Annotated in this window: 8 protein-coding genes and 1 tRNA gene; 7 read left to right on the top strand and 2 right to left on the bottom strand. The window is 65.4% G+C overall.

Annotated elements, in window-relative coordinates:
• The first annotated feature begins 257 nt into the window (after positions 1-257).
• The 7 genes from SI859A1_RS07925 (at position 258) to SI859A1_RS07955 (ending at position 9,804) form a co-directional block, all read left to right on the top strand.
• A tRNA-Leu gene (locus tag SI859A1_RS07925) sits at positions 258-342 on the top strand.
• Positions 343-418: 76 nt separating this feature from the next.
• Positions 419-1,783, top strand: coding sequence for a trigger factor (gene tig / locus SI859A1_RS07930; protein ID WP_009209285.1), 1,365 nt, complete (start codon positions 419-421; stop codon positions 1,781-1,783).
• A gap of 236 nt (positions 1,784-2,019) precedes the next feature.
• Positions 2,020-4,365, top strand: a complete 2,346-nt coding sequence (locus SI859A1_RS07935; protein WP_009209286.1) for a mechanosensitive ion channel domain-containing protein — start codon at positions 2,020-2,022, stop codon at positions 4,363-4,365.
• Positions 4,366-4,557: 192 nt separating this feature from the next.
• A complete protein-coding gene (locus SI859A1_RS07940; RefSeq protein ID WP_009209287.1) occupies positions 4,558-5,190 on the top strand; it encodes an ATP-dependent Clp protease proteolytic subunit in 633 nt (210 codons plus the stop codon).
• 231 nt (positions 5,191-5,421) lie between these two features.
• Positions 5,422-6,690 (top strand): ATP-dependent Clp protease ATP-binding subunit ClpX, encoded by a 1,269-nt coding sequence (gene clpX / locus SI859A1_RS07945; protein WP_009209288.1) that lies wholly within the window; start codon positions 5,422-5,424, stop codon positions 6,688-6,690.
• A 246-nt stretch (positions 6,691-6,936) separates the two neighbouring features.
• Positions 6,937-9,357, top strand: coding sequence for an endopeptidase La (lon, locus tag SI859A1_RS07950; protein WP_040325540.1), 2,421 nt, complete (start codon positions 6,937-6,939; stop codon positions 9,355-9,357).
• 24 nt (positions 9,358-9,381) lie between these two features.
• Complete coding sequence (locus tag SI859A1_RS07955) at positions 9,382-9,804, top strand: non-specific DNA-binding protein Hbs (protein WP_476693102.1); 423 nt, start codon at positions 9,382-9,384, stop codon at positions 9,802-9,804.
• Between the two features lie 267 nt (positions 9,805-10,071).
• Here SI859A1_RS07955 and SI859A1_RS22275 read toward each other — a convergent pair whose 3' ends face one another.
• Entirely contained in the window at positions 10,072-10,704 is a 633-nt protein-coding gene (locus tag SI859A1_RS22275) for a cold-shock protein (RefSeq protein WP_009209291.1), read from the bottom strand.
• A gap of 164 nt (positions 10,705-10,868) precedes the next feature.
• Positions 10,869-12,767 (bottom strand): DNA helicase RecQ, encoded by a 1,899-nt coding sequence (recQ, locus tag SI859A1_RS07965; RefSeq protein WP_009209292.1) that lies wholly within the window; start codon positions 12,765-12,767, stop codon positions 10,869-10,871.
• Between the last annotated feature and the right edge of the window lie 81 nt (positions 12,768-12,848).

The following is a 12,848-nucleotide window of genomic DNA, read 5'->3' on the forward strand; positions in this document are numbered from 1 at the left end:
AACGCAACAATCGGCGCATGTGCGGGGGCTGCCGCCGCGATCGGCAGGGCATTCGACACCACCCTCTTGCTGACAGGACCAATCCAAGTCGCACGCCGTTCTTTGAAGGGATGCGCGCTGGATCACGCCAAAAGGGCCGGTCCCGTGTGAAAAAGCCATGGAATCATGCGGATTGGCCCCCATATGGGCCTTTCGTGGCCGCGAGGCCGGTGATATAGAAGCGCGCGTCTCGCGTCGCCCACCGTACGGCGCATTATGCGGGTGTGGCGGAATTGGCAGACGCACTTGGTTTAGGTCCAAGCGCCGAGAGGCATGGGGGTTCAAGTCCCTCCACCCGCACCAGCGGCCGCTTTCACGGAATTCATTGCGGGTCGGCCTGAATGATCGGTCGTCTCGAGCACACAAGAAGGTATCCAGAATGCAGGTAACGGAAACCAAGGCCGAGGGCCTGAAGCGCGAGATCGAGATCGTCGTGCCGGCCTCGGATCTTGAAGCGCGGCTCCAGACCCGGCTCTATGAAGCCAAGGACCGGGTGCAGCTGAAGGGTTTCCGGCCGGGCAAGGTGCCGGTTGGCCATCTGCGCAAGATGTACGGCAAGTCGCTGATGGCGGAGATCGTCAACCAGATCCTGACCGAGACCCCGCGCAACGTCATTGCCGAGCGCAACGAGCGCTCCGCCATGCAGCCGGAAATCGGCATGTCCGAGGACGAGGCCGAGGCCGAGAAGGTCCTCAACGGCGGCGCCGACTTCAAGTTCACCCTGACCTACGAGACGCTGCCGGCGTTCGAGATCAAGGGCACCGAGGGCATCAAGATCGAGCGTCCCGTCGTCGAAGTGGCTGACGAGGAGATCGACGAGCAGGTCGAGCGCATCGCCGAGAATGCCCGGACCTACGCCGCCAAGGATGGCGCTGCGGACAAGGGCGATCGCGTCACCATGGACTTCGTCGGCAAGATCGACGGCGAGCCCTTCGATGGCGGCACCGCCACCGACAGCAACTTGGTGATCGGCTCCGGTCAGTTCATCCCGGGCTTCGAGGACCAGCTGATCGGCGTGAAGGCCGGCGACGAGAAGACTGTCGAGCTGACCTTCCCCGAGGATTACGGCGCAGCGCATCTCGCCGGCAAGCCGGCGACCTTCGACGTCACCGTCAAGGAAGTCGCCGCTCCCGAAGAGACCACGATCGACGACGAGTTCGCCGCCAAGCTCGGTGTCGAATCGCTGGATCGCCTGAAGACGGTCGTGCGCGAGCAGATCGAGAGCCAGTACGGCCAGGCGACGCGCCAGAAGGTCAAGCGCCAGCTGCTCGACGCCCTCGATGCGGCGTATGATTTCGATCTTCCGGAGAAGCTGGTCGAGGCCGAGTTCACCAACATCTGGAACCAGGTGCAGGGCGAGCTGACCAACAGCGGCAAGACCTTCGAGGACGAGGACACCACCGAGGAGAAGGCGCGCGCCGAATATCGCCGCCTCGCCGAACGTCGGGTCCGTCTGGGCCTGGTCCTGTCCGAGATCGGCGAGAAGGCCGGCGTGCAGATCACCGACGAAGAGCTGCAGCGCGCCATGTTCGAGCAGCTGCGCCGCTATCCGGGCCAGGAAAAGGAAGTCTACGAGTACTTCCAGAAGAACCCGGACGCCGTCGCCAGCCTGCGCGCGCCGCTCTACGAGGAGAAGGTCGTCGACCATCTGCTCGCCGAGGTGGACGTCACCGACAAGACCGTCAGCAAGGAAGAGCTGATGGCCGAGGACGAGGACGACAAGGAAACCGCCCTCGCGTCGTAAGGCGGGGCGTCGCGCAAGCGACCATCGTCGAGAATTTCGGAGGGCCGGCGCGAGTCGGCCCTTTCGCATATCTGGCCGGCAGTGGGGGGCTCGCGCCCGCCCAAGTCTGGTCATCACTATCGCCGATAGAGGCGTGCGCCGCGCGGACCCGCCGCGTCGGCACAAGCTGGCAGCGCCGATCCGTCGGCGCTGCGCCCCGCCACCCGGACCGATCACAGAACAGGCTTCCCCGCGGCATGCAGCGATTTCCGACGACCGCCATCCTCGCCTTCCTCATCGGGCTCTTGGTCCTCGCCGGCGCAAGTCACGCCCAGATGCCGGGATTGGCGATCGGCGGGTCGGGCGAGACCGAGTCCAGCACGTCGGTCGATCCGTCGCTGGACGATCTGATCGGCATTCTCGAGAACGACGACACCCGCGCCAAGCTGATCGAATCGCTGAAGGCGGCCGCCTACAAGGCACCGGAAGCCGCTGAAGCGGCCGAGGCCGGCACGGAGGCCGCGCCGCGCACGCTGCCCGGCGAGATCGCGCAATGGACCCGCTCCATGGCGGGCGGCCTGCTGGACACCTGGGACCAGGTTGCGGCCAGCCTCGTGTCGGCGTCCCAGATGCTGTCGGGCGCCAGCCGGATCGACCTGCCGATGCTGATCTCGGCGATCCTGCCGGTGGGGCTGGTGGCTCTCGTCGCCTTCGGCGTGCTGTTCGCCAGCCGGGTCATCAAATATCCGATCTTCCGGAGGCTGGCCGATGCCGCCGAGCGCACCGGCCCGATCAACAAGCTCCTGCTGCTGGTCATCTCGTCGATCGTCGACGCGTTGTCGGTGGTGGTCGGCTGGGCCGCCGGCTATCTCGCCGCGGTGATCTTCTTCGGCGGCGAGCCGGGCATCAACCAGGCCCTGTTCCTCAACGCCTTCCTGCTGATCGAGATGGTCAAGGTGGGCCTTGCCAGCTTCGTGTCGCCGTCCTACCCGCAATTGCGCCTGACGCCGTTCTCGAACCGGCAGGCGAGCTACTGGTATTTCTGGATCTCGCGGCTGATCTCGATCCTCGGCTATACCTTCATGTTCGTCGCGCCCATCGTGCAGCAATCGTCGAGCATCGCGGCAGCCGAGGCGGTGCGCTTCATCGTCGTGGTCCTCTGCCTGCTCCTGACCATCGGGCTGATCCTGAAGAATCGCGGCGTCGTGCGCGAGCGGCTGAAGCGCGCCAAGCACCAGGGCGACCGTTCGGTCAGCGCCTGGGTCTATGCCTTTGTCGGCCAGATCTGGTGGGTGCTGGCGATCGGCTTCGCGCTGGCGCTGTTCATCGTGTGGGTGCGCAGTCCCGAATCCGGCCTCGCCTTCATGACGACGGCGACGCTGAAGTCGATTGCGGCCATGGCCGTCGGCGGGCTGATCGTGTCGATCCTGTCGCGCGTCATCGCCCGGGGCATCCCGATCCCGCAGAACCTCAAGGACCGGCTGCCGCTCCTGGAGCGCCGGGTGAACTCCTTCATCCCCAACGCGCTGACCGTGCTGCGCGGCGTCGTCATCGTCGTCGTCCTGGCGGTGATCCTGGAGGCCTGGAACCTGTTGTCGTTCAGCGACTGGCTGGCCAGCCCGCTGGGGCAGCGCTTCGCCGGTGGCCTCGTCGGCGCGGGCATCATCCTGGCGGTCGGCGTGGCGATCTATATCGGCGTGTCGTCCTGGGTGGAGTACCGCCTCAATCCGAATTACGGCACCGTGCCGACGGCGCGCGAGCGCACGCTGCTGTCGCTGTTTCGCAATGCCTTCACCATCACGATGATCGTGCTGGTGGCGATGCTGGTTCTGTCGCAGATCGGCATCGACATCGCGCCGCTCCTCGCCGGTGCCGGTGTCGTCGGCCTGGCCATTGGTTTCGGCGCCCAGAAATTCGTCCAGGACATCATCACCGGCGCCTTCATCCAGATCCAGAATGCCATGAACGAGGGCGACATCGTCGAACTGAACGGCATCTCCGGCACGGTCGAGGAACTGACCGTGCGGTCCGTCGGGCTGCGGACGCTGGAAGGCACCTGGTACCTGATCCCGTTCTCCTCGGTCGATCAGGTGGCGAACTTCTCCAAGGACTTCGCCTATTACGTCGCCGATATCGGCGTCGCCTATCGCGAAAATGTCTACGACGTGAAGCAGATGATGTTCGACGCTTTCGACGAACTGAAGACCACCGCCGTCGGGGAGAACCTCCTGAGCGAACTCGACATGTTCGGCGTCAACGAACTCGGCGATTCGGCCGTGGTCGTGCGCGGCCGGGTGATGACCAAGCCGTCGACCCAGTGGGGTGTCGGCCGGGCCTATCGCGAGATCATCAAGCGGATGTCCGACGAGCGCGGCATCGAGATCCCGTTCCCGCACATGACGCTGTGGTTCGGCGAGGATCGGGACGGCAAGGCGCCGCCGTTGCGGGTGCGCCAGAACCGGCAGGCCGACACCGCGCGTCCGGCGATCGAGGCGAGTTCGCAGCGGGCGGATGCCGGCGACCACGGCACCCACGATGCGGACCGCAAGCCGATCCCGCCGGGCGGCGGCGACATCGACAGTGCCGGCGAGGGCAGGGGCTGATTGCGCTACGGCCTGCGCAAGACCATATGGGGCGCAGGGGCCAATCCCTTGGGCCTCATGGCATTCGGCGCGGGGGAACGCCTTGCATAGGCGCTCGGCCAAGTCCTATCTACTGAACCAGACGAATCCCTTCGCTATTCCCGCGGCACCCGGTGGTGCCGCTCATCAGACCAAGCAGCGAGACGACGACCGATGACACATCCCGTGGAAACCGCGATGAACCTCGTTCCCATGGTGGTCGAGCAGACCAACCGGGGCGAGCGCGCCTACGACATCTTCTCGCGGCTTCTGAAGGAGCGGGTGATCTTCATCACCGGCCCGATCGAAGACTCGATGGCCACGCTGGTCTGCGCCCAGCTGTTGTTCCTCGAGGCCGAGAACCCGAAGAAGGAGATCGCCCTCTACATCAACTCGCCCGGCGGCGTGGTGACCAGCGGCATGGCGATCTACGACACCATGCAGTTCATCAAGCCGGCGGTCTCGACCCTGTGCATCGGCCAGGCGGCGTCGATGGGCTCGCTGCTGCTGTGCGCCGGTCACAAGGACATGCGCTTCGCCACGCCCAACGCCCGTATCATGGTGCATCAGCCGTCGGGCGGCTTCTCGGGCCAGGCCTCGGATATCGAGCGTCACGCCCAGGACATCATCAAGCTGAAGCGCCGCCTGAACGAGGTCTATGTCGAGCACACCGGCCAGGACTACGAGACGGTTGAACGCACGCTCGATCGTGACCACTTCATGACCGCTCAGGAGGCGCGCGAGTTCGGCCTGATCGACAAGGTCTATTCGTCGCGCGACGCCCTCGAGGCCGAAGGCACCAAGTAGGGCTGCGTCGTCACGCCACAGCCACACTTGCATCGCGATCATGGCGGGGCGTGCGTTAAGCGCCGCTCAAGCAATCGACGCTACGCTGGACGATGTGCAAGAGTGGCCGATGGTATCGGATCGTGGCTTTCGGGTGAGAGTCGCTTTGCCGAACGGGGCCGGGGGCACTAGGTTCGGTAGACCAAACGAGAAACGGATCCCTGGAGGGGACCGGATCGGAAGGAAAGACGCATGAGCAAAACGAGCGGCGGCGACTCCAAGAACACGCTCTACTGCTCTTTCTGCGGGAAGAGCCAGCACGAAGTCCGTAAGCTGATCGCCGGGCCGACGGTCTTTATCTGCGACGAGTGCGTCGAGCTGTGCATGGATATCATCAGGGAGGAAAACAAATCCTCCATGGTGAAGTCGCGGGAGGGTGTCCCCACCCCGCAGGAAATCATTGCGGTTCTCGACGACTACGTGATCGGGCAGTCCTTCGCCAAGAAGGTGCTCTCCGTCGCCGTGCACAACCATTACAAGCGGCTCGCCCACGCAGCCAAGAGCAATGACGTCGAACTGGCGAAGTCCAACATCCTGCTGATCGGCCCGACCGGTTGCGGCAAGACGCTGCTCGCGCAGACGCTGGCCCGCATCCTCGACGTGCCGTTCACCATGGCGGACGCGACCACGCTGACCGAAGCCGGCTATGTCGGCGAGGATGTCGAGAACATCATCCTCAAGCTGCTGCAGTCGGCCGACTACAATGTCGAGCGGGCCCAGCGCGGCATTGTCTATATCGACGAGATCGACAAGATCAGCCGCAAGTCGGACAATCCCTCGATCACCCGCGACGTGTCGGGCGAGGGGGTCCAGCAGGCGCTGTTGAAGATTATGGAAGGCACCGTCGCTTCGGTTCCGCCGCAGGGCGGCCGCAAGCACCCGCAGCAGGAATTCCTGCAGGTGGATACGGCGAACATCCTGTTCATCTGCGGCGGCGCGTTTGCCGGTCTCGACAAGATCATCTCGGATCGCGGTCGCAAGACCTCGATCGGCTTTGCGGCGAATGTCGCGGGTCCCGACGACCGGCGCACGGGCGACGTGTTCCGGCAGGTCGAGCCCGAGGATCTCCTGAAGTTCGGCCTCATCCCCGAGTTCGTCGGTCGTCTGCCGGTTCTGGCGACGCTGGAGGATCTCGACGAGGCGGCGCTGGTCCAGATTCTGGAAGAGCCGAAGAACGCACTGGTCAAGCAATATCAGCGCCTGTTCGAGATGGAGAATGTCGAGCTCTCGTTCCACGAGGACGCGCTGCGCGCCATCGCCCGCAAGGCGATCGAGCGCAAGACCGGCGCCCGCGGCCTGCGCTCGATCATGGAAGCCATGCTCCTCGACACGATGTTCGACCTGCCGACGCTGGAAGGCGTGCAGGAGGTCGTGATCTCCGAGGACGTGATCGACGGCAATGCCCGTCCGCTCTACATCTATTCCGAGCGGAACGGCGAGAAGGAAAACGTCAGCGCCTGATGTGAACCATCAGTGCGATGTTTGACGGCTGATGAGCCCGTCCCGGCTTGGCGCCGGGGCGGGCTTTTCTATTTCGAGGACTGCCGCCTGCGACATCGGACAGCACCCGCGTCCCGCTGCCGAATCGCTTGAATAGCAGGCGTGTGACGCCCACATTACGGTCGTGATGGCGCTGGACCCGCGCGCTTCGAAGAAGGCGCGGGATCGGTGGCCGAACACGGCGAGGATGCCGTAGAAAGGAATACCATGTCTGATACGCAAGAACGCCAGGGTGCCGCCGAGGCGGCTCTGTACCCGGTTCTGCCGCTGCGCGACATCGTCGTGTTTCCGCACATGATCGTGCCGCTCTTCGTCGGCCGCGAGAAATCGATCAAGGCGCTTGAGGAGGTGATGGGCGCCGACAAGCAGATCCTGCTTGCGACCCAGAAGAACGCCTCCGACGAGGACCCGACCGCGGATGCGATCTACGAGATCGGCACCGTCGCCAATGTGCTGCAGCTCCTGAAACTCCCGGACGGCACCGTGAAGGTGCTGGTCGAAGGCATGGGCCGGGCGAAGATCGAGAGCTTCTCGCCGCGGACCGAGTGGCACGAGGCTTCGGCCAGCCTGATCGAGGAGACCGAGGAAGACCCGGTCGAGATCGAGGCGCTGGCGCGTTCGGTGGTCTCGGAGTTCGAGAACTACGTCAAGCTGAACAAGAAGATCTCGCCCGAAGTGGTGGGGGCTGCCGGCCAGATCGAGGACTACTCGAAGCTCGCCGACACGGTCGCCTCGCATCTGGCGATCAAGATTCCCGAGAAGCAGGACATGCTGGCGATGATCAGCGTGCGCGAGCGGCTGGAAAAGGCCCTCGGCTTCATGGAATCGGAGATCTCGGTCCTGCAGGTGGAAAAGCGTATCCGCTCGCGCGTCAAGCGCCAGATGGAGAAGACCCAGCGCGAGTACTACCTGAACGAGCAGATGAAGGCGATCCAGAAGGAGCTCGGCGACGGCGAGGACGGCCGCGACGAGATGGCCGAGCTGGAAGACCGGATCAAGAAGACCAAGCTCTCCAAGGAGGCGCGCGAGAAGGTCGCCGCCGAGATGAAGAAGCTGAAGCAGATGTCGCCCATGTCCGCCGAATCGACGGTCGTGCGCAATTATCTGGACTGGATCCTCGGGCTGCCCTGGGGCGTGAAGTCGCGCGTCAAGGTCGACCTGAAGAAGGCCGAGGACGTTCTCGAAGCCGATCATTTCGGGCTCGAGAAGGTCAAGGAGCGGATCGTCGAGTATCTGGCCGTGCAGAGCCGCCAGTCGAAGCTGAAGGGGCCGATCCTGTGCCTCGTCGGTCCTCCGGGCGTCGGCAAGACCTCGCTCGCCAAGTCGATCGCCAAGGCGACCGGCCGCGAATATGTGCGCATGGCGCTGGGTGGCGTGCGTGACGAGGCCGAGATCCGGGGCCACCGGCGGACCTATATCGGCTCGATGCCCGGCAAGGTCATCCAGTCGATGAAGAAGGCCAAGAAGACCAACCCGCTGTTCCTTCTCGACGAGATCGACAAGATGGGTCAGGACTTCCGCGGCGATCCGTCGTCGGCGCTTCTGGAGGTGCTCGATCCCGAGCAGAACGCCAGCTTCGTCGATCACTATCTCGAGGTCGAATACGATCTGTCGTCGACCATGTTCGTGACGACGGCCAATACGCTGAACATACCGGCGCCGCTGATGGACCGGATGGAGATCATCCGCATCGCCGGCTACACCGAGGACGAGAAGGTCGAGATCGCGTCGCGGCACCTGCTGCCGAAGGCGATCCGCGACCATGCGTTGAAGCCCGAGGAGTTCTCCGTCAGCGCCGATGCGCTGCAGGAGATCGCCCGTCGCTACACCCGCGAGGCCGGCGTGCGGAACTTCGAGCGCGAGCTGATGACGCTCGCCCGCAAGGCCGTCACCAAGATCCTCAAGGGCGAGGAGACCAAGATCGAGGTCACGGCGGCGAATCTGGCGGACTATCTCGGCGTGCCGCGTTATCGCTACGGCGAGGCGGAGACCGAGGATCAGGTCGGCGTGGTGACCGGGCTGGCATGGACCGAGGTCGGCGGCGAATTGCTGACGATCGAAGGCGTCATGATGCCCGGCAAGGGCAAGATGACGGTGACGGGCAACCTCAAGGAGGTGATGAAGGAGTCGATCTCGGCTGCGGCCTCCTATGTCCGGTCGCGGGCCCTCGACTACGGCATCAAGCCGCCGCTGTTCGAGAAGCGGGACATCCACGTCCACGTGCCGGAAGGCGCGACGCCGAAGGACGGTCCGTCCGCCGGCGTCGGCATGGCCACGGCCATCGTCTCGGTGCTGACCGGCATTCCGGTGCGCCGTGATATCGCCATGACCGGCGAGATCACCCTGCGTGGACGGGTCCTGCCGATCGGTGGCCTGAAGGAGAAGCTCCTTGCGGCGCTGCGTGGCGGCATCAAGAAGGTGCTGATTCCGCAGGAAAACGCCAAGGATCTGGCCGACATCCCGGACAATGTGAAGAACGGGCTGGAGATCGTGCCGGTGTCGCGGATGGGCGAGGTGCTGCGGCACGCGCTGATCGAGATGCCGACTCCGGTCGAATGGTCGGAGGTGGACGAGCCGATGTCCGGCCAGCCGCTGGTGGAAAACGGTGCCACGGCTGTTGCCCACTAGGCTCACCTTCACACTTTGTTAGTAATGCCGCCGCTCGTCGGCGGCATTTTTTTGCCCCAAAGCCCGGAAAACAGGGGCTTTGGCGTTGCAGAACGTTGTATCATCCGCGAAAGTCGCGGCCGTACTCACGGATCGCTAAGATGCGCGAACGATAAAAGGAGGGTATCCATGAACAAGAATGAACTGATCGCCGCCGTATCCGAGAAAGCTGAGCTGTCCAAGCAGGACGCAAGCTCCGCAGTGGACGCGGTGTTCGAGACGCTCCAGGCCACCATGGCAAAGGGCGACGACATCCGCCTCGTTGGCTTCGGCACCTTCTCGGTGTCGCATCGTGCCGCCTCCAAGGGCCGCAACCCCTCGACCGGTGCCGAGGTCGACATCCCGGCCCGCAACGTGCCGAAGTTCGCTGCCGGCAAGGGTCTCAAGGACGCCGTCAACAACAAGTAAGGCCTGGCGCGGCCCACGTGGCCGCAGCAGTGCGAATGCAAAGACACCGGTCCAGGCGACGAGCCTGACCGGTGTTTTGCGTTTCAGGGGCCGGTATCGCACAGCGAGCGAAAGCCGGCGTGACCTGCAATCAGATGGCGGAGAGAGTGTGCGGCAGGTGCGCATCGCCGGAGCGGGCAGGGGTCCGCTGGCAGGGTGCGGTCCGCGCGCCATAGCGCTGCGGACGGCTGGCGGGGGGCAGGCCCGGAAGGCCCGCCCCGCGGCGTATCAGTCGGCGCTGAGGGTCCGTGCTTCCGGGCCCTTGTTGCCCTGGACGAATCGGACGGTGACCTTCTGGCCGTCGGCGAGGGTGGTCAGGCCCGAGCGGTTGAGGGCCGTGGCATGGACGAAAACGTCCTTGCCGGCGCCGTCGTCGAGGCCGATGAAGCCGAAGCCCTTGTCGGCATTGTACCACTTGACCGTGCCGGTGGCTTCTTCCTCGGGACCGCCGGGGGCGCCGCCGCCCTGCCGCGCAGGCGCGGGACGGGCGCGTGCCGGTGCGGGAGTGCCGGAGCCGGCCGCGACCGAGAGCACTTCGGTGACCTGCATGCCCTTCTGGCCCTGGTCGATCCGGACCGTGAGGCGGGTGCCTTCGGTCACGGCGTCGGCGCTGGCGCCGGCCGCTTCGAGGGCCCGCACGTGCAGGAATGCCTCGGTGCCGTCAGCCGCCTTCACGAAGCCGAAGCCCTTGGTGGCGTTGAACCACATCACTTCGGCGTCGGACGGCAGCGATCCGCCGGACCCGCCAGCGGGCGACGAGCGCTGGAAGTAGCTCGGCTCGGCATCCCGCTCCGCCGGCAAGGCGCCGTCATCATCGAATCCGCGGCGGCGCGTGTCGCGGTGGTCTCGGTATTTACCCATGGTGGTCTCAGCTTGGACATGTTCGGATTGCGGAATATGTAAAGGAAACGGCATCACGCGCAAGCGGCAGGGGATGCGTTTTACATCCTCCGCTCGCGCGATAGCTGTTTTCCGCGAATGATTTACCAGCAAATTGTCGCACATGCGACGGCGAAATATCGTCGTCAGGCGCGCTCCGCCGCGTCGGCGATGACGGCGAGGAAGGTGTCGCCGTAGCGTTCCAGCTTGGCGAGGCCGACGCCGGGAACCGCGTGCAGGGCGTCGGCATCATGCGGTCGCCGCTCGGCCATGGCCCTGAGGGTCGCGTCGGAAAACACCATGTAGGGCGGGACCTGCTGCTCCTTGGCGAGCCGCAGGCGCTCCTGTCGCAGCGCCTCGAACAATGTCGCGGCGGTCTCGTCCATCCCCTCTGTCGCATGATCGCTGCGGCGGAACTGGGTGGCCTTGCGCACCCGGTCCTTGCGCAGGATCACCTTGCGCTCGCCGCGGAACACGGCGCGGGCATCCTCGCCCAGCTTCAGGGCCCCGAAAGCGGCGTGGTCAATGGTCAGAAGGCCCGATGCGGTGAGCTGCCGGGCCACCGACTGCCAAACGCGCTGTTCGGTGTCCTTGCCGGCGCCGAAGACCGGGATTCCGTCCTGGCCGGCGCGCACGACCTTGTCGGTCGCCTTGCCGGTGAGAACGTCGATCACATGGCCCGAGCCGAACCGTTCGCCGGTGCGGTAGACGGCGGCGAGCAGCTTGACCGCCGCCTCGGTGCCGTCCCAGGTCTCGACCGGCGACAGGCAGGTGTCGCAATTGCCGCAACGCCCCTCGTGGTGCTCGCCGAAATGCGCGAGGATGGCGGCACGGCGGCAGTCGGCCGTCTCGCAGATGGCCAGAAGGGCGTCGAGCTTGGCGCGCTCAACCCGCTTGATGGTCTCCTCCGAACCGCCCTGATCGATCATCCGCCGGCGCTGCACCACGTCCTGCATGCCGTAGGCCATCCAGGCGTCGCTTGGCTGGCCGTCGCGGCCGGCGCGGCCGGTCTCCTGGTAATAGGCCTCGACCGACGAGGGCAGGTCGAGATGGGCGACGAAGCGCACGTCGGGCTTGTCGATGCCCATGCCGAAGGCCACCGTCGCGACGAGGCAGAGATTCTCCTCGTTGAGAAAGGCCGCCTGGTTCGCCGCGCGCACGCTGGCATCGAGCCCGGCATGATAAGGCAGGGCGCGGATGCCCTGGGTGTTCAGCCAGGCCGCCGTCTCTTCCACCTTGCGGCGCGACAGGCAGTAGACGATGCCGCTGGCACCTTCGTGGCGTTCCAGGAACGACAGCAGCTGCTTCTTCGGATTGTCGCGTTCGACGATGGCGTAGCGGATGTTCGGCCGGTCGAAGCTGGTCATGTAGACCGGTGCGTCCGTCAGCCGCAGACGCTCGATGATGTCGGCCCGCGTCGTCGGGTCCGCGGTCGCGGTCAGGGCGATCCGCGGCACCGACGGGAAATCGTCGGCAAGGGTTTCGAGCAGCCGGTATTCGGGCCGGAAATCGTGCCCCCAGGCGCTGACGCAATGGGCTTCGTCAATGGCGAAGAGGGCGATGCGGACACGCGACAGCGTGCGCCGGAACCCCTCGCTGACGATCCGCTCCGGCGTGACGTAGAGAAGGTCGAGCCTGCCGGCGAGAAGGTCGGCGCGCACCGTGTCGCGCTCCTCGTCGCTCATGGACGAGTTCAGGGAGGCGGCGTTGACGCCGGCCTGGCGCAGGCCCTCGACCTGGTCGTGCATCAGCGCGATCAGCGGCGAGACGACGATGCCGACGCCCGGGCGGCAGAGCGACGGGATTTGGTAGCAGACCGACTTGCCCGCGCCGGTCGGGAACAGGACGACGGCATCGCCACCGGCAACGACCTGGTCGACTACCGCTTCCTGCTGGCCGCGAAAGGCCGCGTGGCCGAAGACCGTCCGCAGCATCTCGCGCGGATCGGCCGTCGCGCCGACATTGGTCGCCTGCGTCGGGCCGTTCCTGTCGAACAGGGGATCGGTCTTGGCCGGCCCGGCGGACCGGCGTCCTTCTTGCTGCATCATCGTCTCCGGGAATCGCCGCGCGAGGGTCGGTCATCGGGCGGCGCAACGCAACTCGTCGGCTAGTGCCGGACCGGCGGC

The organism is Aurantimonas manganoxydans SI85-9A1, assembly GCF_000153465.1.
Classification (GTDB): domain Bacteria; phylum Pseudomonadota; class Alphaproteobacteria; order Rhizobiales; family Rhizobiaceae; genus Aurantimonas; species Aurantimonas manganoxydans.